The organism is Agrobacterium sp. SORGH_AS_0745 (genome assembly GCF_030818995.1).
Lineage (GTDB): Bacteria > Pseudomonadota > Alphaproteobacteria > Rhizobiales > Rhizobiaceae > Agrobacterium > Agrobacterium tumefaciens.
Genome location: NZ_JAUTBI010000003.1, coordinates 2,217,763 through 2,244,157, shown reverse-complemented (window position 1 = coordinate 2,244,157; position 26,395 = coordinate 2,217,763). Strand labels below are relative to the sequence as shown.

At 58.9% G+C, this 26,395-nt stretch carries 21 protein-coding genes and 2 pseudogenes; 12 read left to right on the top strand and 11 right to left on the bottom strand.

Annotated elements, in window-relative coordinates:
• Positions 1-101: 101 nt before the first annotated feature.
• Complete coding sequence (locus QE432_RS20700) at positions 102-1,739, top strand: CTP synthase (protein WP_035198927.1); 1,638 nt, start codon at positions 102-104, stop codon at positions 1,737-1,739.
• A 66-nt stretch (positions 1,740-1,805) separates the two neighbouring features.
• On the opposite strand, the gene QE432_RS20695 is transcribed toward QE432_RS20700, so the two are convergent.
• Together QE432_RS20695 and fumC are read right to left on the bottom strand one after the other, a co-directional pair.
• On the bottom strand, positions 1,806-2,738 hold the full coding sequence (locus QE432_RS20695; protein WP_112178749.1) for an alpha/beta hydrolase: 933 nt from the start codon (positions 2,736-2,738) through the stop codon (positions 1,806-1,808).
• A gap of 208 nt (positions 2,739-2,946) precedes the next feature.
• Positions 2,947-4,339: pseudogene (gene fumC, locus QE432_RS20690) on the bottom strand (class II fumarate hydratase).
• Between the two features lie 498 nt (positions 4,340-4,837).
• Between fumC and QE432_RS20685 the strand changes: the two are divergent.
• Positions 4,838-6,685, top strand: coding sequence for a L,D-transpeptidase family protein (locus tag QE432_RS20685; protein WP_065702479.1), 1,848 nt, complete (start codon positions 4,838-4,840; stop codon positions 6,683-6,685).
• 68 nt (positions 6,686-6,753) lie between these two features.
• Here QE432_RS20685 and QE432_RS20680 read toward each other — a convergent pair whose 3' ends face one another.
• Both QE432_RS20680 and QE432_RS20675 read right to left on the bottom strand, forming a co-directional pair.
• Positions 6,754-7,326, bottom strand: coding sequence for a hypothetical protein (locus QE432_RS20680; RefSeq protein WP_306625493.1), 573 nt, complete (start codon positions 7,324-7,326; stop codon positions 6,754-6,756).
• Positions 7,327-7,349: 23 nt separating this feature from the next.
• The gene (locus QE432_RS20675) at positions 7,350-8,051 is read right to left on the bottom strand and encodes an HAD family hydrolase (protein WP_111799635.1); all 702 of its coding nucleotides are present in this window, start codon (positions 8,049-8,051) and stop codon (positions 7,350-7,352) included.
• A gap of 192 nt (positions 8,052-8,243) precedes the next feature.
• On the opposite strand from QE432_RS20675, the gene rpiA reads away from it, so the two are divergent.
• The 4 genes from rpiA to QE432_RS20655 all read left to right on the top strand — a co-directional run bounded on the left by rpiA (position 8,244) and on the right by QE432_RS20655 (position 12,709).
• A complete protein-coding gene (rpiA, locus tag QE432_RS20670; RefSeq protein ID WP_115063108.1) occupies positions 8,244-8,939 on the top strand; it encodes a ribose-5-phosphate isomerase RpiA in 696 nt (231 codons plus the stop codon).
• A gap of 16 nt (positions 8,940-8,955) precedes the next feature.
• Entirely contained in the window at positions 8,956-9,522 is a 567-nt protein-coding gene (locus QE432_RS20665) for a DUF2059 domain-containing protein (RefSeq protein WP_003515410.1), read from the top strand.
• 168 nt (positions 9,523-9,690) lie between these two features.
• Complete coding sequence (gene gor / locus QE432_RS20660; protein WP_306625490.1) at positions 9,691-11,082, top strand: glutathione-disulfide reductase; 1,392 nt, start codon at positions 9,691-9,693, stop codon at positions 11,080-11,082.
• 250 nt (positions 11,083-11,332) lie between these two features.
• Positions 11,333-12,709, top strand: coding sequence for a class II 3-deoxy-7-phosphoheptulonate synthase (locus QE432_RS20655; RefSeq protein ID WP_003515403.1), 1,377 nt, complete (start codon positions 11,333-11,335; stop codon positions 12,707-12,709).
• 67 nt (positions 12,710-12,776) lie between these two features.
• On the opposite strand, the gene QE432_RS20650 is transcribed toward QE432_RS20655, so the two are convergent.
• The 6 genes and pseudogenes from QE432_RS20650 to QE432_RS20625 all read right to left on the bottom strand — a co-directional run bounded on the left by QE432_RS20650 (position 12,777) and on the right by QE432_RS20625 (position 19,420).
• Positions 12,777-14,516: a TadG family pilus assembly protein gene (locus QE432_RS20650; protein WP_306625488.1), complete on the bottom strand. Its 1,740-nt coding sequence runs from the start codon at positions 14,514-14,516 to the stop codon at positions 12,777-12,779.
• A 1-nt stretch (position 14,517) separates the two neighbouring features.
• A complete protein-coding gene (locus tag QE432_RS20645) occupies positions 14,518-14,940 on the bottom strand; it encodes a TadE/TadG family type IV pilus assembly protein (protein WP_003515401.1) in 423 nt (140 codons plus the stop codon).
• A 146-nt stretch (positions 14,941-15,086) separates the two neighbouring features.
• A complete protein-coding gene (gene radC, locus QE432_RS20640) occupies positions 15,087-15,932 on the bottom strand; it encodes a RadC family protein (RefSeq protein WP_003515400.1) in 846 nt (281 codons plus the stop codon).
• A 12-nt stretch (positions 15,933-15,944) separates the two neighbouring features.
• Positions 15,945-16,778, bottom strand: coding sequence for a type I methionyl aminopeptidase (gene map / locus QE432_RS20635; RefSeq protein ID WP_026330927.1), 834 nt, complete (start codon positions 16,776-16,778; stop codon positions 15,945-15,947).
• Positions 16,779-16,809: 31 nt separating this feature from the next.
• The gene (gene sfsA, locus QE432_RS20630) at positions 16,810-17,529 is read right to left on the bottom strand and encodes a DNA/RNA nuclease SfsA (RefSeq protein ID WP_112155014.1); all 720 of its coding nucleotides are present in this window, start codon (positions 17,527-17,529) and stop codon (positions 16,810-16,812) included.
• 30 nt (positions 17,530-17,559) lie between these two features.
• A pseudogene (locus QE432_RS20625) lies at positions 17,560-19,420 on the bottom strand (PHA/PHB synthase family protein).
• 138 nt (positions 19,421-19,558) lie between these two features.
• On the opposite strand from QE432_RS20625, the gene QE432_RS20620 reads away from it, so the two are divergent.
• Complete coding sequence (locus QE432_RS20620) at positions 19,559-19,981, top strand: hypothetical protein (RefSeq protein WP_003515396.1); 423 nt, start codon at positions 19,559-19,561, stop codon at positions 19,979-19,981.
• Positions 19,982-20,365: 384 nt separating this feature from the next.
• Here the strand turns inward: QE432_RS20620 and fnrN are convergent, their stop codons facing one another.
• Complete coding sequence (gene fnrN / locus QE432_RS20615; protein ID WP_003515395.1) at positions 20,366-21,091, bottom strand: transcriptional regulator FnrN; 726 nt, start codon at positions 21,089-21,091, stop codon at positions 20,366-20,368.
• A 212-nt stretch (positions 21,092-21,303) separates the two neighbouring features.
• Here fnrN and hemN point away from each other — a divergent pair, with 212 nt between their 5' ends.
• The 5 genes from hemN to QE432_RS20590 all read left to right on the top strand — a co-directional run bounded on the left by hemN (position 21,304) and on the right by QE432_RS20590 (position 26,323).
• Positions 21,304-22,653 (top strand): oxygen-independent coproporphyrinogen III oxidase, encoded by a 1,350-nt coding sequence (hemN, locus tag QE432_RS20610; RefSeq protein ID WP_306625486.1) that lies wholly within the window; start codon positions 21,304-21,306, stop codon positions 22,651-22,653.
• Positions 22,654-22,767: 114 nt separating this feature from the next.
• Positions 22,768-23,052, top strand: a complete 285-nt coding sequence (locus QE432_RS20605) for an acyl carrier protein (protein ID WP_019566223.1) — start codon at positions 22,768-22,770, stop codon at positions 23,050-23,052.
• Positions 23,053-23,141: 89 nt separating this feature from the next.
• Positions 23,142-23,621, top strand: coding sequence for a 3-hydroxyacyl-ACP dehydratase FabZ family protein (locus tag QE432_RS20600; RefSeq protein WP_019566224.1), 480 nt, complete (start codon positions 23,142-23,144; stop codon positions 23,619-23,621).
• A gap of 209 nt (positions 23,622-23,830) precedes the next feature.
• Complete coding sequence (locus QE432_RS20595) at positions 23,831-25,027, top strand: beta-ketoacyl-ACP synthase (protein WP_038491088.1); 1,197 nt, start codon at positions 23,831-23,833, stop codon at positions 25,025-25,027.
• Between the two features lie 12 nt (positions 25,028-25,039).
• On the top strand, positions 25,040-26,323 hold the full coding sequence (locus QE432_RS20590) for a beta-ketoacyl-ACP synthase (RefSeq protein WP_003515389.1): 1,284 nt from the start codon (positions 25,040-25,042) through the stop codon (positions 26,321-26,323).
• The last annotated feature ends 72 nt before the right edge of the window (positions 26,324-26,395 follow it).

Below are 26,395 nucleotides of genomic sequence, written 5' to 3'. Positions count from 1 at the left end.
TTTTGTTCGCATTTCGCCACATCCCATTGCCAATTCGTCAACAGCGAATTTGCAACAGCATGAAATTTGGGCTGGCGGAATCAGAGGTAAAAAGGTATCCGGTGAATCCCATGGCGCGATATGTATTCATCACAGGCGGCGTGGTCTCCTCTCTCGGTAAGGGCATCGCAGCTGCGGCACTCGGAGCATTGCTGCAATCCCGTGGTTATCGGGTGCGGCTTCGCAAACTTGACCCCTATTTGAACGTCGATCCCGGCACGATGAGCCCGACACAGCACGGCGAAGTGTTTGTGACGGACGACGGTGCCGAGACGGACCTCGACCTTGGCCACTATGAACGCTTTACGGGGCGTTCGGCGACCAAGACCGACAACATCACCACTGGCCGCATCTACAAGAACATCATCGACAAGGAACGCCGCGGCGACTATCTCGGCGCGACCGTTCAGGTCATTCCGCATGTCACCAACGAGATCAAGGATTTCGTGACCGAAGGTAATGACGAGTACGACTTCGTCATCTGCGAAATCGGCGGCACCGTGGGTGATATCGAGGCGATGCCGTTCATGGAGGCGATCCGCCAGCTCGGCAACGATCTGCCGCGCGGCACCGCAATCTATGTTCACCTGACGCTGATGCCTTACATTCCGGCAGCCGGCGAATTGAAGACCAAGCCGACCCAGCATTCCGTGAAGGAGCTGCAGGCGCTTGGCATTCATCCCGACATTCTGCTGGTGCGCGCCGACCGGGAAATCCCGGAAGCGGAACGCCGCAAGCTTTCGCTGTTCTGCAACGTGCGTCCTTCCGCCGTCATTCAGGCGCTGGATGTTGCCAACATCTATGACGTTCCGATCGCCTACCACAATGAAGGTCTCGATTCGGAAGTGCTGGCCGCTTTCGGTATCGAACCGGCGCCGAAGCCGCGTCTGGAACAGTGGGAAGAGGTCTGCAACCGTATCCGCACGCCGGAAGGCGAGGTAACGATTGCGATCGTCGGCAAATATACCGGCCTCAAGGACGCCTACAAGTCGCTGATCGAGGCGCTGCATCACGGTGGTTTTGCCAACCGCGTCAAGGTCAAGCTGGAGTGGATCGAGTCGGAAGTCTTCGAAAAGGAAGATCCGACGCCCTATCTCGAAAAGGTCAACGGCATTCTGGTGCCGGGCGGTTTCGGCGAGCGCGGTTCGGAAGGCAAGATCATGGCGGCGCAGTTCGCCCGTGAGCGCAACGTGCCCTATTTCGGGATCTGCTTTGGCATGCAGATGGCAGTCGTGGAAGCGGCGCGTCATCTGGCCGGCATCGAGAATGCCTCCTCCACCGAATTCGGTCCGACGGCTGAGCCCGTCGTTGGCCTGATGACCGAGTGGGTAAAGGGCAACGAGCTGGAGAAGCGCTCCACCAAGGGCGATCTCGGCGGCACCATGCGTCTCGGCGCTTACAAGGCAGCGCTGAAGAAAGACACCAAGATCGCCGAAATCTACGGTTCCACGGATATTTCCGAGCGCCACCGCCACCGTTACGAGGTGAATGTGGACTATAAGGACCGGCTGGAAGAATGCGGCCTCGTCTTCTCGGGCATGTCTCCTGATGGTGTGCTGCCGGAAACGGTGGAATATCCTGACCATCCCTGGTTCATCGGTGTGCAATACCACCCGGAACTCAAGAGCCGCCCGCTCGACCCGCATCCGCTGTTTGCCAGCTTCGTTGAAGCGGCGGTGGAGCAGAGCCGGCTGGTTTGATGGTTTGAATGATACGGAGAGGGCCGCTTTTGCGGCCCTTTTTTATTGGGCTGCGCACAGAATGCATCAGGCCAGAAGGTTGTGCTTCCTCAGCCATGCCTCATACCATCCAGGCCATTCTTGCGTGGTGGTTCCGGGCTTGCCCATGCCGAAGCCGTGGCCGCCAGAAATGATTGGGTGAAATTCGACATCCACATCCGCCTTCTCGCACGCCTGCTGCATGATACGGCTATTGGCGGGATTGGAAATCCGGTCGTCATCCGCCTGCGTGAGGAAGACCGGAGGGCAATCTTTGCTCACATGGCTTTCCACTGACCACTCTCGTGTTGCCTCGTCTGTCGGGTGCCTGCCGATAAGTGACCTCCGGGTCGATGTATGGTCATAGGGCGCTGCAAGCGTGATGACCGGATAGATCAGGGCCGCAACATCCGGCCGGGCTGATTGCCTGTCGATGTCATCGACTGCTTCGTAAGACGCAAAAGCCGAGCGGGCGGCGGCCAACCCCATCAAGTGCCCGCCCGCAGAAAAACCAAGTGCGCCGATCCTGTGCGGATCGATCTGCCGGTCCGAAGCGCGTGCACGCACCAGACGAAATGCGCGCTGCGCATCCTGAATCGGTGCCAGCGGTCCAGCAGCCCATCCTTCAATCGGCAGACGGTAGGTGAGGACAAAAGCATAAATGCCTCTGTCCGCGAGCCAGCGTGCAGCGGGATAGGACTCCTTGCCTTCCTCGATGCGTTTATATCCACCGCCACCTGCAATGATCATTGCGGAACCATTTGGCTTTGCGGGAGCGAACACCTCCAGGCTCGGTACGGCAATGTTGGTGACAGCGCCTTTTTTGCTTATATCCGGGACGCCGTTCGGACCACCGCCACCCGGAGGCGGGCCGGGCCAAAGTGAAATCGATTGCCTATTGCCTTGCGCAAACAGACTTGGGACTTTCATGGCCGTGGCGAGGAAGGCACCACCAAGAAGCAGGCTGCGGCGGCAGATCATGATGTCATCCTCAATCGCGCATCTGGTTTCGGCATTCTCTGCGGAAGAACAGCTTACGGGGGCGATTTAAAAACACCAAGAGTGGTCAGTACCGGGACATCCCGATGCTTTGGCCCTACACCACGGTCTCATCGCTCATCCGTCAATCGAACAAACAAAAAACGGGCCCGAAGGCCCGTTCTCTATGTCAGCGATAATCCCGACCGGCTTACTTCGGGCCGATCATGTTTTCCGGGCGCACATACTGGTCGAATTCCTCGTTCGTGAGGTATCCGCCGCCGACGGCCTCGTCGCGCAGTGTCGTGCCGTTCTTGTGCGCGGTCTTGGCGATCTTGGCGCAGATGTCGTAGCCGAGCTTGCTGTTGAGAGCCGTGACGAGCATCAGCGAGTTCTCGACGCCCTTCCTGATGTTGTCTTCGCGGGCTTCGATGCCGACGACGCAGTTGTCGGTGAAGGAGACGGCGGCATCGCCCAGAAGCTGGACCGACTGCAGGAAATTGTAGGCCATCATCGGATTATAGACGTTCAGTTCGAAGTGCCCCTGCGAGCCTGCGAAGGAGAGCGCTGCATTGTTGCCGAAGATGTGGGCGCAAACCTGCGTCAGCGCTTCCGACTGCGTCGGGTTGACCTTGCCCGGCATGATCGATGAGCCGGGTTCGTTTTCCGGCAGCGACAATTCGCCAAGACCGGCGCGCGGGCCGGAGCCGAGGAAGCGGATGTCGTTGGCGATCTTGAACAGGGCTGCTGCTGCGGCATTGATCGCGCCATGCGAGAACACCATGGAATCGTGCGAGGCAAGCGCTTCGAACTTGTTCGGCGCCGTCACGAACGGCAGGCCGGTGATCTTGGAAATCTCTTCGGCAACCTTTTCAGCGAAACCGACGGGGGCGTTCAGGCCCGTGCCGACCGCCGTGCCGCCCTGGGCAAGCTTGGAAAGTGCAGGCAGGGTGAGTTCGATATTGGCAATCGCCGAGGCGACCTGCGCGGCATAACCGGAAAACTCCTGGCCGAGCGTCAGCGGCGTGGCATCCTGCGTGTGGGTGCGGCCGATCTTGATGATCTTTTCGAACTGCTTGACCTTGGCTTCCAGCGCCGTGTGCAGGTGCTTGAGGGCCGGCAGCAGGTGGTGAACGATTTCTTCCACGCAGGCGATGTGCATCGCCGTCGGATAGGTGTCGTTCGAGGACTGGCTCATATTGACGTGGTCGTTGGGGTGAACCGGCTTCTTGGTGCCCATTTCGCCGCCGAGCATCTCGATTGCGCGGTTGGAAATCACCTCATTGGCATTCATGTTGGATTGCGTGCCGGAGCCGGTCTGCCAGACGACCAGCGGGAAATGCTCGGTCAGCTTGCCGTCGATGACTTCCTGTGCAGCTGCGATGATGGCGTCGCCTACCTTGGGGTCGAGGCCTGCAAGCGCCATGTTCGCACGGGCGGCGGCCTGCTTGACGATGCCGAGCGGCGCGAACGACAGAGGCGGGCTGCTTTTCCCAGCCGATCTTGAAGTTGCCGAGCGAGCGCTGCGCCTGCGCGCCCCAATAGCGATCGGCCTGAACTTCAATGGGTCCAAATGTATCGGTTTCCGTCCGTGTGGCTGTCATCAATCTTGCCTTTTTACTCGTTTTCCTCCGCCAAAACGGCACTTCGCCCGCCTTGCGCGCGCCGATATATAGAATCATCGCGCTGGCAATGAAAGCGTTGCGAGGCATGCCTGGCAGATATTTCCCTTGGGACAGGGCGATTTTGGCGCTCATCCTGCCCGGTTAAGAAAAAGACCTTGGCGTGTCATTTTTACTACGTCGATAAAAGCCCGGAAAACCGGGGTTTCATCGGCTTGGAACGGCTTGGCCAACCACCGCAAAGTGAATGAAATAAATAGAAATTTAACCATTCTCGCCAATTCTGGAAATTACGTTTTTACGGTTTTGGCCGTAATATGAGGTTCATTTCGGGTGCGTTCTGGACTTCGGCGTTTTCTTTTCAACGGGCCGTCTATCGGCTAGACAAGCATGAAACTGGATGCTCCGTCTTCGTTGGCGGCGCTGGGTGCTACGAGGATCAAATTGCAAGTCACATCTGGAAAAACATCGGCAGCGCTGGTGCTGGCTCTCGGTCTTTCCGTTTCCACCGCTCTTCCCGGCAGCGCCGGCGCGGTAACGCTGATGGACCTTTTGCGTGGCGGGCCTGGCAAGGTTGCGCGCGATCGCGGTGAAATGCCGCCAGCCGGTATCGTCACCTCGCCGCCGACGGTCGGACCGAGCGCCGATGCATCCGATCCCGAGCCTCTGCCGCGTGTTTCCGGTCCACGTTATTACGATTACAAGGCCGATACCGCACGCGCTGTGAACACCGCCAATTTCGGCGATGGTCTTGCCAATGTGAAGTTCAGCGCCACCCCCGAAATTGGCAAGGCTCTGGAAGCCTATTACGGTGCCGGCGGCAAGGCGCTCTGGGTTTCGGAAGGCGAGCTGACTGCCCGCGCGAACGCCGTCATGGCGTTTTTGGAGACTGTTGGCGAAAGCGGCCTCGATCCGGCCGATTACAGCATTTCAGTACCCGCAAAGGACGTAACCGCCAGCATCAGCGCAGGCGCGAACGCATCCGGCACGCCGGTGGAAGTGGCTTCCGCATCGACCTCCGACGCCTATCAGCGCGCGCAGATGCAGTTCGAGCTTGCGCTTTCCGCCAAGGTTCTGGCCTATGTGCAGGATACGACGCGTGGCCGTGTCGATCCGAACCGGCTGTCCGGTTACCACGATTTCAAGCGCAAGACGGTGAACCTTGCGCCCGTGCTGAAGCTTGCAGGCCTCAGCCCCGATATCGCAGCCTATCTGCGCAGCCGTGAACCTTCGAACGCCGAATATCTGGCGCTGAAGGCCGAACTGGCCCGGTTGCGCAGCGAGGGTGATGCGGCCAACACGGTCAAGGTTCCCGCCGATCTGGTGCTGAAACCCGGCAACAGCAGCGGCGACATGGCGAGCGTCGTCAAGGCAATCGAACATCGCGCTTCGCCTGCCTTCAAGGCGGAACATGCGGCGATCATTTCCGGCTACCAGCAGACGCCGGGTTATACGCCTGATCTCGTTGATCTGGTGAAGGCATTCCAGAGCGAAAACGGCCTGAAGGCCGACGGCGTCATCGGCCGCGCGACCGTGCGTGCCATGGTCGGCGAAAGCAACGACGCCCGGATTGCCAAGGTGCAGGTGGCGATGGAGCAGATCCGCTGGCTGCCGGCCGATCTCGGCCAGCGCTACGTCTTGATCAACCAGCCCGCCTTCATGGCCTATTACCACAATGACGGACAGGAACAGTTCGGCATGAAGGTGGTAGTCGGCTCCAAGGCCAACCAGACCTACTTCTTCCAGGACGAAATCCAGACCGTCGAATTCAACCCCTATTGGGGCGTTCCGCAGTCGATCATCGTCAACGAGATGCTGCCGAAGCTGCGCCGCGATCCGTCCTATCTCGACCGTCTGGGTTATGAGGTACAGGTGGGTGGCCGTGCGGTTTCTTCCACCAGCGTCAACTGGTTCGGCTCCACCAACGCCATTTCGGTGCGTCAGCCGCCAAGCAGCGACAATGCGCTGGGCGACCTGAAAATCCTGTTCCCGAATGCGCATGCCATTTACATGCATGATACGCCTGCCAAGAGCTTCTTCAACCGCGATATGCGGGCGCTGAGCCACGGCTGTATCCGTCTGGTCGACCCGCGCCGCATGGCGGCCGCTGTTCTTGGCACCAGCGTCGACAAGGTCAACGAGCAGATTGCAGCGGGCAAGAACCGCGCCGTGCAGGTGCCGGTGAAGATACCGGTCTACGTGGCCTATTTTACCGCCTGGCCGGACAAGGCCGGCAAGGTGCAGTTCTTCGACGACGTCTACGACCGTGACAGCTACGTCCAGAAGGCGTTTGCGGTAACGACGAAGGCGCGGGCCGCGTCGATTTGATAGAAATCTCATTGAGAAAAAGAAAGCGCCGGAAACGGCGCTTTTTTTGTTTCTGCGACTGCCAGTTACTATCGTAGCGACGATGCCGTAAAAAGCGTGAATGCCAGTTCGCCATCGCCGTCGAGCATGTTTGCGCTCAACAGCGCATCTTCCAGCGATGATTTGCGGATGAGGAGTTGGTAAAAGAATAGATGAACGAAAAGCGGCGTTGCCGCACCATCGGGATAGCCGTGTGAGGCTATGTAGGCGTGTGCTCGACCTTCGATGAATACTTTGGCGAAACCCTGCGAACCCGTGCAGCAGGCGGTGCTGAACACCACTGTGTCCCGCAGGTCGATGTTACCAGAAAGAATGTCGGCGTGCATGCTGCCGTCTTTCAGTTCTGTTCGGGTTATCTCCGGGTCGCACTCGCCGACGACTAGGCCGTTTTCATCGCCATGACCGCTGATGATGAGGTAGGGCGGCGGGTTATCGGGCTGTTTCAGGCAGACCAGAATGTCTTCCGGCGTGCCGGGGAGATAAAGCCTTACCGATGCGCCTAGGCTTTCCAGCATTGCCCTCAAAAGCAGGGCCTCGCCAGAATCGCCGACGGCGACAATGCCGACGGCGGTGCGAGGGAAAAGGAAATTGCGATCGACCATGGCGAGCCTGAGAGTGTTCCGATTTATGCAGCGGCGTTGCGTTCTGTCAGCAGCCTTCCCACTAGATCTGGCGTTAGCGTTGCAAAATCATCTATCACGACATCTGGTTCGAGTTCGGCCATCGGCACATCCGAATAACCGAAGGTGACGCCGATTGATGGGACGGCCGCATTTTTGGCGGCGAGAATGTCGTTGATGCTGTCACCCACCATGACCGAGCGCTGCGGGTCGCCGCCAGCCTTTTCGATGGTGCCGAGAATATGGCGCGCATCAGGCTTGCGGAAGGGGAAGGTGTCGCCACAGGTGATGGCGGCGAAATATCTGGTGAGATCCAGTTTTTCGAGCAGTGGAATCGCAAGGATTTCGGTCTTGTTGGTGCAGACCGCGAGCGTGATGCCAGCTGACGAAAGCGCATCCAGTACGCTGACGATGCCGGGGTAGGGGCGGCTGTCGCCGGGCATTTCCTCGCGATAATGGTCAATGAAACGCTCGTACAGCGGCTCCAGTTCGGCTTCCGGCAATTCTACCTGACGCAGCGCGAAGGCCCGCTTGATCATCACGCGCGCGCCCTGGCCGACGAGATGCGTCAGGTCGTCATAGGTAACGGGGGCAAGACCGGCTGCGGCGATGGTGTGGTTGAGGCTGGAAACGAGATCGGCGGCGGTGTCGACGAGCGTACCATCGAGGTCGAAGATGGCGAGCGGGGAGAGCGGGCGGGATGTCACGGGAACTGGCCTCTTGAGAGAATGCTTTTGGCGATGATATCGATGCGTTCATTGTGGCCAAGCCTAGGCAAACGGCTTTGTCTTTGCAACCGCACCACAACGTTCTGTTCGTTGCCTGCAAAAATGCTTTCGTTTGGCTTTCGACCCGTGTAAACAGCACGGCGACGACAAAGCTACCGGAGTTTCAGGCACATGGATGCCCGCCAGATGAAGATCAAGGCCGCCGAGGCCGCATTGTCCCATGTGCAAGACGGGATGCGACTTGGTATCGGCACGGGCTCTACAGCTGAGGAATTCGTCAGGCTTCTGGCGGAAAAGGTTGCTGCAGGCCTGAAGGTCGAAGGCGTGCCGACATCCGAGCGTACCGCGCGCCTTTGCGTGGAGCTTGGTGTGCCGCTGAAATCCCTCGATGAATTGCCGGAACTGGACCTTACCATCGATGGCGCGGACGAAGTGGATCACGGCCTGCGACTCGTCAAGGGTGGTGGCGGTGCGCTTCTGCGCGAAAAGATCGTGGCGGCGGCATCCGCCCGCATGATCGTCATCGCCGACCAGAGCAAGGTTGTGGAGACGCTTGGCGCTTTTCCGCTTCCCATCGAAATCAATCCGTTCGGTCAGGTGGCGACACAGATAGCCATCGAGAAACTGGCGGCGCGGTCCGGCCTCTCGGGCAACCTGACGATGCGTTCGTCGGGCGACGGCGCCTTCATGACGGATGGTGGACACCTCATTCTCGACGCATCTTTTGGCCGTATTCCTGATGCAGAAGCGCTTGCACGCGAGCTGAACACTATCCCCGGTGTTGTCGAGCACGGACTTTTCATAAATTTGGCATCGCTTGCCATCATTGCGGGTCCTGAAGGCGCCCGCGTGATGCAGGCAGTATAACAGGAGCGAGATTTTCATGATCAAACTAGCGGGACTGGGCAAAGCTGCCGCTGCTTCGATCCTCATTTCCGGCATCGTGTTCGGTACTGCCGCACGCGCTCAGGAAATTTCGGAAGCGCATATCGCTGCCGCACGGCAGGCGATCGCCTCTCTTGGCGTTACTGACCGTTTCGACGATATCCTGCCGGGTCTGGCGGAACGTCTGAAGGCCGAACTCATTCAGGCATCGCCGAATGTGCAGGACGTGATCACCGCGACTGTCGACGCCAAGGCACTTGAGCTTGCGCCGCGCCGCGCCGATCTGGAACGCGAGGCAGCACTCACCTACGCGCGCGCCTTCTCCGTCGAAGAGCTGAACGCCATCTCCACCTTCTACAGCAGCGAAGCCGGCAAGAAGCTTCTGAAGGACGGCCCTATCGCCACGCGCGAACTGATGAAGGCTGCCGACATCTGGGCCGCGGGCATCAACCGCGATCTGAACACCTCCAGCATGACCGAATTGCAGAAGGTGGCCGGCGCTGATCTGAAGCCGCTTCCGGCCGATCAGGGCAACACCGGTGGCGCACCGGCTCACAAGCCCTGAGTGAAATAGATAAAGCGTCGGGTCCCAAAGCTCACGTTCAGAAATATTCAAAGCCCGGCCGCAAGGTCGGGCTTTTCATTTGTGCGTCGCAGCACCTATATGTGCCATGAATACGCCACAGCCCGCCTTGAGGCCGATGGCACGTGGTTTTGATCAGGGGTTTTGACTATGACAGCTTATGACTACGATCTTTTCGTTATCGGTGGCGGCTCGGGCGGGGTGCGCAGCGCCCGCGTTGCCGCCTCACTCGGCAAGCGTGTGGGAATTGCCGAGGAATACCGTTACGGCGGAACCTGCGTCATCCGTGGTTGCGTGCCGAAGAAGCTGTTCGTTTATGCCTCGCAATTTCCTGAGCATTTCGAGGATGCCGAAGGTTTCGGCTGGAGCGTTGGCGAGCGTCGTTTCGACTGGAAAAAACTGATCGAAGCGAAAGACAGGGAAATCACCCGTCTCGAAGGGCTGTACCGCAAGGGTCTGGATAACGCCAAGGCCGATATTTTCGACAGCCGTGCAGAGCTTGTCGATGCGCATACCGTGAAGCTGACGAAGACTGGTGAGACCTTCACGGCCGAGCGTATCGTGATTGCCGTTGGCGGTACGCCGAACGAACACAAGGCGCTGCCCGGCCACGAGCTGACGATCTCCTCCAACGAGGCTTTCGACCTGGAAGAACTGCCGAAATCGATCCTGATCGCTGGCGGTGGTTACATCGCCGTGGAATTCGCCAATATCTTCCACGGACTCGGTGTCGAAACGACGCTGATCTATCGCGGCAAGGAAATCCTTTCGCGCTTCGATCACGATATGCGCAAGGGCCTTCATGAAGCGATGGAAGCCAAGGGCATTCGCATCATTCTTGAAGACGTCATTCAGGAAGTGAGCAAGGACGGTGCGGGCGGCTTTGTGGCACGCACGAAGCAGGGCAACTCGCTGCATGTCGGCCTGGTGATGCTGGCGCTCGGTCGCGATCCGAATACGCATGGTCTAGGCCTTGAAAATGCCGGTGTGAAGGTGGATGCGCGCGGCGCGATCATCGTCGATGAGTATTCGCGCACGAACGTTCCCAGTATCTTCGCACTGGGCGACGTCACCGACCGGGTACAGCTGACGCCGGTGGCGATCCACGAGGCCATGTGCTTCATCGAAACCGAGTACAAGAACAACCCGACCAAGCCGGGGGACCACGAGCTTATTGCCACTGCGGTGTTCTCGCAGCCGGAAATCGGCACGGTTGGACTTTCTGAAGAGGAAGCGGGCAAGAAATACCCGGAGCTGGAAGTCTATCGCGCGCAGTTCCGTCCGATGAAGGCAACGCTGTCCGGGCGTCAGGAAAAGACGATCATGAAGCTGATCGTCAATGCCGCCGACCGTAGGGTCGTCGGCGCGCATATTCTCGGCCACGAGGCGGGCGAAATGGCGCAGCTCCTCGGCATCACGCTGAAGGCCGGATGCACCAAGGACGATTTCGATCGCACCATGGCGGTTCATCCGACAGCGGCCGAGGAACTGGTGACGATGTATTCGCCAAGCTACCGCGTGGTGAACGGCGAGCGCGTGTAACGCCGTCGCTTGCGCGACCTGATCACGTCTCCGCCTTGCTCGCCACCACTTGAAAACCGTTGTTTTCCGGGTGGTGGCGGGTTTATTAAATCGTTTGAATTGACTTTTATGCACGTTAAACGCCCAAAACGGGCGGAATGGGCCCGATGGCCCTGACATCGGCTATGCAAAGCCTGTGCTTGGAGCTATAAGCCGCTCAATTTTTCGAGGCGGTCGTGCACAAATGCGCGGGCGAGAAAAGGGTAAGGACATGGCACAGAATTGGACACCCGGCAGTTGGCGGCAGAAACCGATCCAGCAGGTTCCCGAATATCCTGACGCGGCAGCGCTTGCGGCGACGGAAGCCACGCTTGCGACCTATCCGCCGCTCGTTTTTGCCGGTGAAGCCCGCCGCCTGAAAAAGCAGCTTGCCAATGTGGCAGACGGCAACGCCTTTCTGTTGCAGGGTGGCGATTGCGCCGAAAGCTTCCTCGAGCATGGCGCGGATAATATCCGCGACTTCTTCCGCGCTTTCCTGCAGATGGCTGTCGTCCTGACCTATGGTGCGCAGCTGCCGGTGGTAAAGGTCGGTCGTATTGCCGGTCAGTTCGCCAAGCCCCGCTCTTCGAACGTGGAAGTGCTCGATGGCGTGACGCTGCCGTCCTACCGCGGCGACATCATCAACGGCATCGAGTTCAATGAGACCTCGCGCGTGCCGAACCCCGAGCGTCAGCTCGACGCGTACCGCCAGTCGGCGGCGACGCTTAACCTGCTGCGCGCTTTCGCAATGGGCGGCTACGCCAACCTTGAAAACGTTCACCAGTGGATGCTCGGCTTCATCAAGGACAGCCCGCAGGCGGATCGTTACCGCAAGCTGGCTGACCGGATTTCCGAGACCATGAACTTCATGCAGGCAATCGGCATCAGCGCAGAAAACAATCCTAGCCTGCGCGAAACCGATTTCTTCACCAGCCACGAGGCTCTGCTGCTCGGTTACGAAGAGGCGCTGACCCGCGTCGATTCGACCTCCGGTGACTGGTATGCCACGTCGGGCCACATGATCTGGATCGGCGACCGCACGCGTCAGCTCGACCATGCGCATGTGGAATATTTCCGCGGCATCAAGAACCCGATTGGCCTGAAGTGCGGACCGTCGCTGACGCCTGATAATCTGATCGAGCTGATCGACGCGCTGAACCCGGCAAACGAGGCCGGCCGTCTGACGCTGATCTGCCGTTTCGGCCACGACAAGGTGGCGGACAGCCTGCCGAAGCTCATCCGTGCCGTGGAGAAAGAGGGCCGCAAGGTCGTCTGGTCGTGCGATCCGATGCATGGCAACACCATCACGCTCAACCACTACAAGACGCGTCCGTTCGAGCGCATCCTGTCGGAAGTCGAAAGCTTCTTCCAGATCCACCGCGCCGAAGGCACACATCCGGGCGGCATCCACATCGAGATGACCGGCAAGGACGTGACCGAGTGCACCGGCGGCGCCCGCGCCGTGACGGCGGATTCGCTGTCGGATCGTTACCACACCCATTGCGATCCGCGTCTCAACGCCGATCAGGCACTGGAGCTGGCTTTCCTTCTGTCCGAGCGCATGAAGAGCGGCCGGGACGAGAAGCGTCTGGCAATTGCTACTGCCTGACAGAGGCAGATCAAACAAAAAAGCCGCCGGATACTGCCGGCGGCTTTTTTTATGGTTGTCGGCCTGATTACTGGACGAGTGCCGGCTGCTGGCAGCGAACGTCGGTGACGCGCACATCGGCTTCGCCGATCTTGACGCCGAGTACCAGCAGCACGTTGTAGAGCAGCTGATCCACGGGCGCCGTGACTGCCGCGAGCGTGTTGGCAAGCGCTGACTGGATGCCCGCCAGACCTCCCAGATCGATATTAAGGAAGAGAAGCCTGATATCCAGATTGAGGTTCTTCAGCAGTGAACTGACAAGAGTGGTAACGGTATCCTTCGTGGAAACACTCTTGATCTTGGCCTGGGTGATATCCGACTGGGTAAAGGTCAGCTTGGTCTTCGTCATGTTCGTGGCATTGATGAGGGCGCTGCCATTGATGGCGAGCAGGGCCGAATCCACGATCGCCGTCTTGGTGACGCGCGGATCCTTGCCGAAATTGGCAAAGGCCGTGGTATCGACATTGCCAAGCGCGATTTCTGCGACGCCGGGAACGACTTCGACATCGACCGTACCCTGTCCGCCGCCCGTGCAGCGAATGTCGGCGAGCCGCGCTTCGGCATGGGCGACTTCCACATAGAGCGGAATATTGACCTTCAGACCGGCAATCGCCTGAAGCCCGTCAACCACGACACTGACCGCCAGCCGGGTTTGTGCGGTGCGCACCACGGTGCCCTGGCCGCCGACGGCAAGCGACGGCGTTTCGACGGGTGGCTCACCGATGGCGAGCGTCGTCTTGACCGAGGCGAGACCGAGGAGATTGGCGTTGAGGTTGAGCGCCAGCTGGTTGCCGCCATTGCCTGCCACGGCGGCGGCGTTGAGAAGATCGAAGACGCCTGCGGTGACCTTGAGGTTTTCGCCGCTACCGATCAGCTTGTCCGAGAACGGGCCGAGATTGAGGATTTCTTCAAGCTTGAGCTTGATGTTGCTCTTGTTAGCGGTTTTTGCCAGCGTCTTCAGAATGTTGGCCACAGCCGGCTGCAGGCCGGTGGTCTTCGTCAGCGCGTCCAGGAATTTGCCGTAGGTGATTTCCGTCTTCAGGACATCCTTGTAGGTGCCGGCTGTCAGGTTGAGATCGACAGCCAGCGCTTCGACGACATGCAGCGCGTTGACATCAGCAGCCACAAGCGCCTGGTAATCCATAACCTTGAGCGAGACCGTGGTGCCGAGCAGGCCGCCGAGCAGGCTGTTCAAAACGCCTTCATCGAGGCTCGCCAGTCGCGAGCCCACCGAAAATGCCGCGATCTTTTGGGATGAGGCCGTTCCGGCCGCGGAAATCTTGGGCGGCGTGGTGAAGGCGGAGGCAAAGAATATCTGGCCCTTTTCGACGATATTCACTTTCATCGCATTGGTGGGAAGTGCATTTTCGACGAAACGCTGGCCGATAGGCAGGGTCGCGTCCGGCTCATAGTGACCTTTGACGACTTCGGCATAACCGTTGCTCTTGGCAAATTCGTTCAAGGGGTCGAAAGGTTGAAGACCGTCCACGGTCAAGAGGCCATTCGGTGTCTTGACCCCGAGATTCATGCCGTTGAGGGCGAAATATTGCTGGACCGCCTTTTCGGGATCAGCGGCATTGGCCGCCGCTGATATGGCCGCAAGATCGGCGGTCTGCTGCAATTGCCGCTTCTGCAGGGTCAGATAGCCATAATCGACGCCAAGCGCCAATATGCCGATGAAAAGCGGTGCGGTAAGCCCGGCCGAGATGGCGATGTTGCCTGTGCGATCCTTCAGGAAACGGGGAAGCAAAGAAGAGATATTTTGCATGTCATGCTCCTCCGATCCGGATTGTGGAAAAACGCCGGATGACCGGCTCGGGCAGGGTGTAGCTGTAGAGGCTCCAGATCGGCAGATCACGGGCGTCATATTCCACCTTGACCGTGAACTGGTTGGCATTGGCGGGATCGGTGGCGACATTGACCGTGAAACGCGTCTTGTCCATGAAGGCGTAGCTGAGGTCACTTTTGGTGACGAAATCACGGGCCAACTGCTGGCGCTCGGTCGTATTCAGTCCGGCAACAGCCGTCCTTGCCGCGTCGGCGGCGATCTGCTGCACAGAATAGGCGGCCATCAGGTAGATACCGTAGGCAATCATGGTCAGCAGGACGAGAAAGAAAATCGGCGCGACGATGGCGAACTCGACAGCGGACGAGCCGGATCGATCACGAAGGAAATGCACTCCATTACGCATAAAGCACCCCCGTTTCTTCAGGCACCAAAGTCAGATGCCTTTATTCTTATTTTCGGAAATGCTAATTTATAGGTGTTAATTTTGTATTGATGTCGCTCTTATGGGTTGCAAGCCGGGAAAGCCCTTCGCGTTAATACCCATGGATTTCAGATCAGCCGAAGCCCTTTGAAGCTGGCGTGGCCGTCTTTGCCGATGATGATGTGGTCGTGCACCGCTATCCCCAGCGGCTTTGCCGTATCGATGATGGTTTTGGTCATCTCGATATCGGCACGCGAGGGGGTAGGGTCTCCACTCGGATGATTATGTATTAAAATCAGAGCTGTAGAGGAAAGTTCGAGGGCGCGGCGCACCACTTCGCGCGGGTAAACCGGCGTGTGGTCCACGGTTCCCTGACCCTGCACCTCGTCGGCGATCAGGACGTTGCGCTTGTCGAGGAACAGGATGCGGAATTGCTCACGGGTTTCATGGGCCATGGCGGCATGGCAATAGTCGATGACCGAAGACCAGGAGCCGAGAATCTGCTTGTTGCGGAGTTCGCCCTTCAGCATGCGCTGGGAAACGGAGGCGACGAGCTTCAGATCGAGCGCCACGGCCTCACCCACGCCCTTCACCTCCTGCAACAGCGGCAGCGGCGCGCCAAGCACCCCGCCAAGAGTACCAAAGCGGGCGATCAACGCTTTGGCGATGGGTTTGGTATCACGCCTCGGGATCAGCCGGAAAAGCAGAAGCTCCAGCAGTTCGTAATCGGCAAGGGCGGTATCGCCGCCGTCGCGATAACGCGCCCGCAGCCTGTCCCTATGGCCGTGATAGTGTGCGATCTCCGCTTCCGGCTCCGCAACGGCTGCGGGGTGTTCCGAGGTCTTCTTCACCGCACTTCGCGGTTCGGCAAAGAAGCCGCGCTCATCCGTTCCGTCGAACAGATCGCCGTTTCCCGCCTGAAAGCCGGAGGTCGATGGAAGATCGGCGGAAGGCGGGGCAGGGCGTTTTGCCATGGCGGTCTGGCCTTATGCGAGTGGCGGCAGGCCCGGACGGTCAAAGCCGCCCGGCGACAGTGTGAAGATTTCGCAACCGGTCGCGGTTACGCCGACCGCATGTTCGTATTGCGCGGAAAGGGAGCGGTCGCGCGTTACTGCCGTCCAGCCATCGGAGAGCACCTTCACATGCGGCTTGCCGAGGTTGATCATCGGCTCGATGGTGAAGATCATGCCCTCGCGAATCTCCGGGCCTTCGTCCGGGCGGCCGTAGTGCAGGATATTGGGGGTGTCGTGGAACAGACGTCCAACGCCGTGGCCGCAGAAATCACGCACCACCGAGCAACGTTCCGCCTCGGCATAGGCCTGAATAGCCGCGCCGATCGCGCCGGTGCGCACACCCGGTTTCACTGCCGCGATTCCGAGCATCAGGCATTCATAGGTCACTTCCATCAGACGTTCAGCCGCGCGCTTGATCGTGCCAACCGGATACATGCGGCTCGAATCGCCGTGCCAGCCGTCCAGAATATAGGTCACGTCGATATTGACGATTTCGCCTTCACGCAGCGGCTTTGCGTCCGGAATGCCGTGGCAGACCACATGGTTGATAGAGGTGCAGACGGATTTCGTATAACCGCGGTAATTCAGTGTTGCCGGCAAAGCGCCATGGTCGGCGCCGAACTCGAAGACGAAACGGTCGATGGCATCAGTCGTCACACCCGGCTTGACGATTGCCGCCAGTTCGTCGAGGCAACGCGCCGTCAGCTGGCACGCCTTGCGCATCCCGTCGAAATCCTCAGGGGTATAAAGGCGGATGACGCCGGTATTCTTGAGGGGGGCGGAGGCTGCGTCGATATAGGTGACCATCATAGTGCTTTCTGTCTCTTTACGTCCCTGTTCATAAAACAGCCGGACGCCATTCGTCCATCTTAACCGTTCCCGTGACTGAAATTTGTGCCGGGGAAACGTCGCATTTCACCGCATAGGCCTCCACGCCGCGCGACATGGCCCGCTGAAACGCCAGCGCATAGACCGGATCCAGATCATCGCAGATGCGCATCCGGTCGCAATCGTTGCGCTGAATGAGATAGAGCATCACCGCGCGGTGACCGGCCTCCGCTGCGTCGCCCAGCTCCTCCAGATGTTTGGCGCCGCGTTTGGTGGCGGTATCAGGGAATTCGGCCAGACCTTTTTCGCGCATGAAATGAACGTTCTTTACTTCCACATAGGCATCCGGCCGCCCAATTTCGGAAAGCAGGAAATCGATGCGGGAATTGCGGCCGTATTTCTGCTCGCGCCGGATCGTCGAATAGCCGGCAAGCTGCGGGATACGGCCATTGAGAATCGCTTCTTCCGCCAGCCGGTTCGGCATGCCGGTATTGATGCCGACCACGGTGCCATCGGCCTCGACCATTTCCAGCATATGCCGGTACTTGCGGGTTGGGCTGTCATGCTCGGACATCCAGATACGCGAGCCGGGCGTGGTCAATCCGCGCATGGAGCCGGTATTGGGGCAGGAGCCTGTAATCGCCGTGCCGTCCTCCAGAACGGCGTCGAAGAGGAAACGCTTGTAGCGGGCGATCAGCGTGGCGGGAACGAGTGGGGGCGTGAAGAGCATGTGGCCTGAAAGGTGAGAGGTGGGGGCTGGTCAGGACAGGACGTAGGTTCCGGGTGCATCACCGAGCACTGGTCGCTTGCCGTCTCCCGGCGCCCTTGCCTTTACCTTCTCGCCATTCTGGCTTTCGATCCAGTTTTGCCAGTGCACCCACCATGATCCCTTGTGGGCCGTGGGCTGCGGCCTGCCAGGCATCGAAGTCTCCGGATGGTGATGCGCCTGTCCAATATTGGTATTTTTCGGATTGCGGCGGATTGACCACACCGGCTATGTGGCCGGAAGCGCCGAGCACGAATTCCACGGGGCCGCCGAACAGTGCCGCCCCCGTGAAGACCGATTTCGCTGGCGCGATATGGTCGTCGCGGGTGGCTAGATCATAGACGGGGATTTTTATGTCGCCGAGGTTGATCCGCTTGTCCGCCACGCGCATCAGCCCGCGGGCGAGATTGTTGTCGAGATAACAATTGCGCAGATAGAAGGAATGGCAGGCAGCGGTCACCCGGGTAGAATCTGAATTCCAGTAGAGGAGATCGAAGGGCAGGGGTTCCGTGCCGCGCAGATAATTATCGACCATATAGGGCCAGATGAGATCGGAGGCGCGCAGCATGTTAAAGACTGTGGCCATGATCGAGCCATCGAGATAACCGACGGCCTGCATGTGCCTGTCGAGCGCGGCGAGCTGGCCTTCGTCGATGAAGACCTTGAGGTCGCCCGCATGGATGAAATCCGTCTGGGCGGCGAGAAGTGTGGCGCTGCGAATGCGCTCATTGCCTTCCTGCGCATGCAATGCCAGGGCCGAAGACAAAAGCGTGCCGCCGACGCAATAGCCGATGGCATTGATGTCCTTTTCGTCGGTTTGCTCCTCGATCGTGTCGAGGGCGAAATCGATACCTTCGCGGATATAGTCCTCCCAGCCCTTGTCGGCCAGCCTGGCGTCCGGGTTGATCCACGAGACCATGAACACGCTGTGACCCTGATCGAGACACCATTTAACGAAGGATTTCTGTGGGTTGAGATCGAGGATATAAAATTTGTTGATCCATGGCGGCACGATGAGCAGCGGCCGTTTGAGGGCCTTTTTCGTCGTCGGCGCGTAATGGATGATCTCGCAGAGCGGGCTTTTGGCAACCACCTTGCCTGGTGTGATGGCGATGTTCTGGCCGATGACGAATTTGCTGTAATCGGTCTGGCGCAGTTTCAGATGGCCGTGGCCGGCCGCGACATCTTCGGCAAGCTGTGCCATGCCCTTGACGAGATTGGCCCCGCTGGACGCGACCGTCTCGCGGAAGACCTGCGGATTGGTGAAGACGAAGTTGGCCGGCGAGAGGGCTTCCGTCACCTGGCGCATGTAAAACAACGCCTTGGTGCGGGTGTGCTCGTCCAGCCCTTCGGCTTCCATAACCATCCGGTCGGCAAAACCGACGGTGGTCTGATAGGCTTTGAGGAGAAAATCGAAAAACGGATTGGCCTGCCAGTCCGCGTCGGCAAAACGCCTGTTCTTTCGCTCTGCCGGGCCGGTCTCCGTGGCCTTTTCCGAGCGGGAATCGGCATCTTCCGAAAACTGCGCCACGGATTTTGTCCACAGATCGAAATAGCTGGAAAGCAGGTGGGTCTGCGCTTCGAGTGAACGCTTCGGTTCTGCCATCCAGTATTCGGCGACATCGGAGAGCGTCTTGACGATGTCGGTCATCGGATCGGCGCTGGTCTGCGGAATTTCACCGCGTTCGCGGGGCGCCAGCCATTCGGACGCGGCTTTGCCGAGGTTTTCCAGCGCGCGGGCGATGTTGACCGCAAAGGCTTCCGGGTCGCGGATCAGGTAAGCCTCGGCGGATGTGGCGTCGAAACCGGGCGTTTTGCCACCCTTTTTCTCTGCCCCGCCGTCAACACCTGCCATGCGCTGTCCTCCACCAAATTTGTGTTTGCACATTCTGCATGAAAACGAATACAAGTTCCACCAGCAAGGGGAGGCCACGAAGAGCCGAACCGCAGTCGAATTCGATATCGGCGATATCCTTACAGGCGGAACATGACGATGGGCAAGCACATGGGTACATGGGGAAGATTTGCGGAAAATGCTGGAAGGATCGCCCTTCTTTCGCTTTCCGGCGCCATGCTCGTTACAGTACTTGCCGCCTGCAAGACCCCGGCACCGATCGTCGCACCGGCCCATATGCCCCACCCGCAAGCCCAAATCGTCGGCCCGCGTCCCGTCAGCGACAATGTGGTGAGCCAGAGACGCGATACCGGCACCTATCCAAGCTTTTCAGCACCGATTACGGCTGCCGGCAGCCAGATGGGGGATGACGAGGCGTCCAAAATGGAATCGAACCTGTCGCGCCTCGGTGCTGCACGCCGCAACGGCCAGATTTCGGAAGCTGAATACAAACGCCGAGTCGCGGAATTGCGGGCGCTTGGCGAAAACCAGAAGCCGGTTGCGACGCCTGTTACGCAGTAAGGTTCTTCCGTTCGTCGTTCCGGGGCCTTTACCGAGAATCGACAACCTGTGGATCTCGAGATTCGCTCGGCACAAGGCCGAGGATAACGGCAATCCTTGTGCTTCATTCTATTACCAAGCAGCTCTCATAACCCCTTATTTACCCTGCCTTTGAACCATATGCTTACTGAAGATGTTAAGCGGATGGATGCGCTTTGCCGCTTATGATGCGGTCATAACAAACAGGCCGCTGAAAAAGCGGTAGACAGGGTGAAATATCATGAGATGCATCGCTGCTTTGCTGGTTCTTGCCGGTTTTGCGCTCGCACCCGCGCAGGCGCGGGCGCCGTACATCAACATCGGAATGTCAGCGCCTCAGGGACGATGAAAGTTGAAAAACGCCGGTCAGTCGTTTCCGGCGGCTTCGCTGAGCATATCGAGGTCCGGCACTGTAATATGACGGTTGTTCTCGATGCTGATCGTGCCTTCCTTGCGCAGCTTAGTCATTTGCCGGCTAACTGTTTCGATGGTGAGACCAAGGAAGTCAGCTATGTCTGCGCGCGATAACGGCAGGTCGAACGTTGATTTATCGTCCTTTTCCGGATCGATATGCGTGGCGATCATATAAAGGAAGCTGGCAACCTTTTCCTGTGCCGATTTTCGGCCAAGTGTCAGCATCCAGTCGCGCGCCTCATCCAGTTCCTTCAGAGACTGGCTGTGAAGCTTACGTTCCATATCCGGCACTTCGGAAACCATGCGGTCGACGATGCGGCGCGGGAACAGGCAGATTTCCACATCGGTTGCGGCTTCCGCTGTCATCTTGCTTTCCGCCATGAACGGGCGGCCGAGAAAATCCGGTGCAAATTGCAGGCCGACGATCTGCTGGCGGCCATCCGACATCATCTTCGAGAGCTTCACCACGCCGTTGAGAATGTTGCCGTAGGAGCTGACGAGCTCCCCCTGGGCAAGCAGCTCGTTGCCCGCTTCCAGCTTCTTACGGCTGGAATGACGGTTGAGGTCGCAGAGCTGCTGCGGCGTCAACGTGCTGCAAAGACCACCGTGACGCGCCTCGCAGGAGCGGCATACGACGGGATATTCCGAATTGTGGATGGTCTTCTGTAGCGTGTCCATCAGCCTTTTCCGATGCTGGCTTTAAGGGACGAATGCGACCGCAGGTGTAAAATCCGGTCTTTTCGAAGGCTTGCGCCGCGTAGTCGTCGCCCCCGCGTCTACTTTAGCAAGAACTTAAGGTGCAATTTGATTGAAGTCAAAGTTGCAAACTGTCGCAGCCGTTACTGAAGGGGAGGAAATCGACATTTTCTTGATAAAAGGCAAATCCGGGGATGAAAACCGAACTTCTTCGCAAATATTCGGGCGCCGTGCCGCGTTACACAAGCTATCCTACCGCGCCGCACTTTCACGAGGGAATCGATAATGGCACCTATCGCCGCTGGCTCGGTGAGCTTGGCCACCGGAACCGGATATCGCTTTACCTGCATATTCCCTATTGCGACCGGCTGTGCTGGTTCTGTGCCTGCCACACCAAGCACACGCTGAAATACGAGCCGATTGCCGTTTATCTTGAGGCACTTAGGCGGGAGATAGAAGCCGTCGGCTCGCTTGTTTCCCCCGATGCAGTGGTCAGCGCGGTGCATTTTGGCGGCGGTTCTCCCACTATGCTGAGGCCTGAAGACATGGTGGGCCTGATGGACTGTCTAAGACGCCATTTCACCTTTGGTCTGGCGCCCGAAATCAGCGTGGAAATGGACCCGAACGATCTTGACGAAAGTCGCTATGACGCGCTTGCCGTCATTGGCATGACGCGCGCGAGCCTCGGTGTGCAGGACTTTGATGACAAAGTGCAAAAAACCATCAACCGGATTCAGACCTTCGAGCAGACGGAATCGGTGGTAGATGCCGTGCGGGCAAGGGGCGTTCACTCGGTCAATTGCGACATTCTCTATGGCCTGCCGTTCCAGACCTGCGAGACATTGCAACAGACGGTTGACCAGATCATCTCACTCGACCCCGACCGGATCGCGCTGTTCGGTTATGCGCATGTTCCGTGGATGAAAAAACACCAGTCGCTGATCCCTGAGCAGGCATTGCCAGATATTGCCGAGCGCTACCGCCAGATGACTATGGCGGCGGAGATGCTCGGCAAGGCGGGTTACCGGGCAGTCGGGATCGATCATTTTGCCAAGCCCGCCGACACTCTGAGCCGGGCGGTCGAGACGGGGGAGCTGCGGCGGAATTTTCAGGGCTACACCACTGACACGGCCGATGCCCTGATCGGGCTTGGTGCATCCGCAATCGGCCGGATGCCCCAGGGCTACGTGCAGAACATGGTGGCGACGGGGGAATATCAGCGGATGGTGGGCGAGGGTGGTTTCGCGGTACTAAAGGGAATAGAATTGTCCGAGGACGATCACCTGCGCTCCTATGTCATCGAGCGGCTGATGTGCGATTTTTCGCTCGATCTGGGCGATTTGAAGCGGCGTTTCGGCAAGGCCAGCCATTCCGTCAGCATGGAGGCGCAACTTTTCGCTGGCGGTGACAGGGACGGTGTGGTGCGGATGGATGGCGATGTTTTTGCCGTGACGGAGGCGGGAAAACCCTTTGTCCGTCATATTGCGGCAACCTTCGACGCCTATCTCGGCAGCGGACGCGGCCGTCATTCGGTTGCTGTTTAGGCAACAGTTTTAAGGCAAATTTCAAAGTTACGTCACGAAACCATTGGCTTTTTTGTGCGACTTGCCTATGTGGTGCGTCAGACAGGATATTTAATACGAACGACAATAAGGATTATGGGCGTGACAGCTACATTCGACAAGGTTGCCGACATTATCGCCGAAACCAGCGAAATCGACCGCGAAACCATTACGCCGGAAAGCCACACGATCGACGATCTGGGCATCGACAGCCTCGACTTTCTGGATATCGTTTTCGCCATCGACAAGGAATTCGGTATCAAGATTCCGCTCGAGCAGTGGACGCAGGAAGTCAACGAAGGCAAGGTTACCACCGAAGAATATTTCGTGCTGAAGAACCTCTGTGCCAAGATCGACGAATTGCGCGCAGCCAAGGGCTGAGGCGATAATGCCCGCTTCGAGCGGGCATTTCTTTTTCTGGACCTGACCTTCAGGGACGGGTCGTAACCGACCAGAAACGGGCCGGACGGATGCTGCTTGAATATTTTCAGATGATCGACAAGGTCGAAGCCGTGGATATGGCGACGCGCACATTGAAGGCGCGGTCTGTCGTTCCCGACAAAAGCCCGGTTTTCGAGGGACATTTCCCCGGCATGCCGCTAGTTCCGGGCGTGCTTCTGATCGAGACCATGGCGCAGGCTTCCGGCATGATGGTTCTGGCGTTCAGCGATTTTTCCGCCATGCCCTTCCTGATGTCGGTTGACGGCGCCAAGATGCGCACCTTCGTGGAGCCGGGCGCGGTTCTCGATATCGAGGCGGTGCTGGAACATGACGGTTCGGGTTTTGCAGTCACCAAAGCGAAGATCACTTGCGAAGGCAAGAAGGTCTGCGATGCACAGCTGAAGCTCAGGACAATGCCTTTCAGCGAAATTCCGCTCGCGCCTATCGTCAGGAAGCGGGCCGAGGAAGTCGGCCTGATGGCGGCGATTGCCGCGGATGCGCAAAAATAAGCGCTTCCGCTGATGCCGGGAGACGGCATTTTTCCCCTAGACCCGGTTTTGATTCACGAAAATCGTGGGCTTGTGCTGGCGGATCGGGCCTTCACCATTGCCAATCCGCATCGCGCGCTTTATTCCGCAACGCATGGAGTGGTCGTTTTCGACCGCTGTTGGATAGCCGTGACCGCTTCAATGGGTCAGGCTGCAAAGGATGACAGACGATGAAATCTGACAATGATGTGGTGATAACCGGGGTCGGCATCGTGACCTGTCACGGCGTCGGCAGCCAGGCGCATCTTGCGCTTCTTTCGGGAACTGCGGCGCCGGCAACGGTGATCGAGACCGAAAAGTTCAAACCCTATCCGGTTCATCCCATGCCGGAGATCGACTGGTCCACGCAGATTGCCAAGCGCGGCGACCAGCGCCAGATGGAAAACTGGCAGCGTCTCGGCGTTTTTGCCGCCGGCCTCGCGCTTGATGATGCAGGGCTGAAGGAAAACGCGGAAGCCTGCGCTACCATGGACATGATCGTGGCTGCGGGCGGTGGCGAGCGCGACATCAATGTCGATACGCTGATTGTCGATGAGGCGCTGAAGCGCAACGACCGCGAAGTGCTGCTCAACGAGAAGCTAACGACGGAATTGCGTCCGACCCTGTTTCTCGCCCAGCTTTCCAATCTGATGGCCGGTAACATTTCCATCGTTCACAAGGTCACAGGGTCCTCCCGTACCTTCATGGGCGAGGAAGCAGCCGGCATTTCCGCAGTCGAGACTGCGTTTCACCGTATCCGTTCCGGCGAATCCAGCCACGCCCTGGTGGGCGGCGCCTTCTCGGCCGAGCGCCCGGACATGATCCTGCTGTTTGAAGCGATCGGCGCGCATGCGCAGGGCGATTGGCAGCCGCTTTGGTCGCGTGGCGGCCAGGACGGCGGCGGCATGATTTCCGGTTCGCTGGGAGCCTTCCTGGTGCTGGAATCGCGCAAGCACGCCAGTGAACGCGGCGCACGCATCTATGCCCGTATCGACGCCATCGAGGGCGATCGCGGTAGCCGTGATGACGGCAAGATGGAAAAGCGCATGGAACGGCTGCTTGCCCCTGCAAAGGACAGTGCTGCGACCGTCGTGTTTTCCGGTGCGAGCGGTTACGACGCCGTGACGCAGCGTGAAAAGAATATTCTCGAAAAAGCTTTGCCGCAGGCCGTCATTCGCGGTTTCGGCGGTATCACCGGCCATGGACTTGAAGCACAGTTCCCGCTTGGGCTGGCGCTTGCTGCCCTGACGCTTGAAAGCGGCGCGAAGGTTCCTACTTTCGATGGCGCCGCGGAAAAGCCTATGGGCGAGGCGGCCAGCGAAGCGGTCGTCACCACCGTCGGCCATGTTCGCGGCGAAGGTGTTGCCGTTCTGTCCCGTGACGTGTGAGGAGAAAAGACCATGACTTCCAACTTCAAGGATCATCTCGGTCGCCCGATCGTTGCAGTCACCGGTATGGGCATCATCACATCGCTCGGGCAGGGTCTTGCCGATAACTGGGCGGCTCTGACTGCGGGCAAGTCGGGCATCCACAAGATCACCCGTTTCCCGACGGAGGGGCTTTCCACAAGGATCAGCGGCACCGTCGATTTCATCGACATCCCGGTTCCGAATTCCGTCGAGCGCTCTTATGCCTTTGCACGCGAGACAACCATTGAGGCTTTGGCGCAGGCCGGCATCTCGGGCGATTTCGATGGCCCGCTGTTTCTGGCTGCACCACCGATCGAGCCGGAATGGAGCGCCCGTTTCGAGCTTGCCGACCGGTCTCCGCCGGCCGCCCAGCCGGGTGATGCCTATGAACGGTTCCTGACGGCTTTCCGTCAACGTCCGGACCCGGCGTTTCAGGAAGCGGCTCTTTTCGGCGCGATTTCGGAGCGTCTTTCGGACCGCTTTGGTACACGCGGCCTGCCGGTCACGCTCTCGACGGCCTGTGCATCCGGCGCGACCGCAATCCAGCTTGGTGTCGAGGCTATCCGCCAGGGCCGCACCGAGCGCGCGCTGACGGTTGCTACAGACGGTTCGGTCAGCGCCGAAGCGCTGATCCGCTTTTCGCTTCTTTCGGCGCTGTCGACCCAGAATGAGCCGCCGGAAAAGGCATCCAAGCCGTTCAGCAAGGACCGCGACGGTTTCGTGATCGCCGAAGGTGCGGCAACGCTGGTGCTGGAATCGCTGGAATCGGCGATTGCGCGCGGCGCGAAGGTTCTCGGCATCATCAAGGGCGCCGGTGAAAAGGCGGATAGCTTCCACCGCACGCGTTCCTCGCCAGATGGCGGCCCGGCGATCGCGACGATCCGCGCCGCACTTGCGGATGCGGGCGTTGCTGAAAGCGATATCGGCTACATCAACGCCCACGGCACCTCGACGCCGGAAAACGACAAGATGGAATATGGCTCGATGCTTGCCGTCTTCGGCGAAGGCCTGAAAGACATTCCGCTGTCATCCAACAAGTCGATGATCGGCCATACGCTGACGGCGGCCGGTGCTGTGGAGGCGGTGTTCTCGTTACAGACCATGCTGACCGGCACCCTGCCGCCGACGATCAACTACAACAACCCTGATCCGACCATTTCGCTCGATGTGGTGCCGAATGTGAAGCGGGACGCGACAGTCAATGCCGTGCTTTCCAACTCCTTTGGGTTCGGCGGGCAGAATGCCAGCCTTGTCATGACGCGTGAACCGGCTTAACCGGTTCCGCCAGAAGACAGGGGCGTTTCCGGCCTGAACGAAGCCCGGGAACGCTCTCGCTGGTGTGACTAC

Excerpts from the sequence above, each read along its gene's own strand:
- QE432_RS20695 (WP_112178749.1), bottom strand. The coding sequence starts at position 2,738 with ATGATCTGCCGCCGCAGCCTGCTTCTTGGTGGTGCCTTCCTCGCCACG.
- QE432_RS20680 (WP_306625493.1), bottom strand. The coding sequence starts at position 7,326 with ATGGTCGATCGCAATTTCCTTTTCCCTCGCACCGCCGTCGGCATTGTC.
- rpiA (WP_115063108.1), top strand. The coding sequence starts at position 8,244 with ATGGATGCCCGCCAGATGAAGATCAAGGCCGCCGAGGCCGCATTGTCC.
- QE432_RS20665 (WP_003515410.1), top strand. The coding sequence starts at position 8,956 with ATGATCAAACTAGCGGGACTGGGCAAAGCTGCCGCTGCTTCGATCCTC.
- gor (WP_306625490.1), top strand. The coding sequence starts at position 9,691 with ATGACAGCTTATGACTACGATCTTTTCGTTATCGGTGGCGGCTCGGGC.
- QE432_RS20655 (WP_003515403.1), top strand. The coding sequence starts at position 11,333 with ATGGCACAGAATTGGACACCCGGCAGTTGGCGGCAGAAACCGATCCAG.
- QE432_RS20650 (WP_306625488.1), bottom strand. The coding sequence starts at position 14,516 with ATGCAAAATATCTCTTCTTTGCTTCCCCGTTTCCTGAAGGATCGCACA.
- QE432_RS20645 (WP_003515401.1), bottom strand. The coding sequence starts at position 14,940 with ATGCGTAATGGAGTGCATTTCCTTCGTGATCGATCCGGCTCGTCCGCT.
- radC (WP_003515400.1), bottom strand. The coding sequence starts at position 15,932 with ATGGCAAAACGCCCTGCCCCGCCTTCCGCCGATCTTCCATCGACCTCC.
- map (WP_026330927.1), bottom strand. The coding sequence starts at position 16,778 with ATGGTCACCTATATCGACGCAGCCTCCGCCCCCCTCAAGAATACCGGC.
- sfsA (WP_112155014.1), bottom strand. The coding sequence starts at position 17,529 with ATGCTCTTCACGCCCCCACTCGTTCCCGCCACGCTGATCGCCCGCTAC.
- QE432_RS20620 (WP_003515396.1), top strand. The coding sequence starts at position 19,559 with ATGGGCAAGCACATGGGTACATGGGGAAGATTTGCGGAAAATGCTGGA.
- fnrN (WP_003515395.1), bottom strand. The coding sequence starts at position 21,091 with ATGGACACGCTACAGAAGACCATCCACAATTCGGAATATCCCGTCGTA.
- hemN (WP_306625486.1), top strand. The coding sequence starts at position 21,304 with ATGAAAACCGAACTTCTTCGCAAATATTCGGGCGCCGTGCCGCGTTAC.
- QE432_RS20605 (WP_019566223.1), top strand. The coding sequence starts at position 22,768 with ATGGGCGTGACAGCTACATTCGACAAGGTTGCCGACATTATCGCCGAA.
- QE432_RS20600 (WP_019566224.1), top strand. The coding sequence starts at position 23,142 with ATGCTGCTTGAATATTTTCAGATGATCGACAAGGTCGAAGCCGTGGAT.
- QE432_RS20595 (WP_038491088.1), top strand. The coding sequence starts at position 23,831 with ATGAAATCTGACAATGATGTGGTGATAACCGGGGTCGGCATCGTGACC.
- QE432_RS20590 (WP_003515389.1), top strand. The coding sequence starts at position 25,040 with ATGACTTCCAACTTCAAGGATCATCTCGGTCGCCCGATCGTTGCAGTC.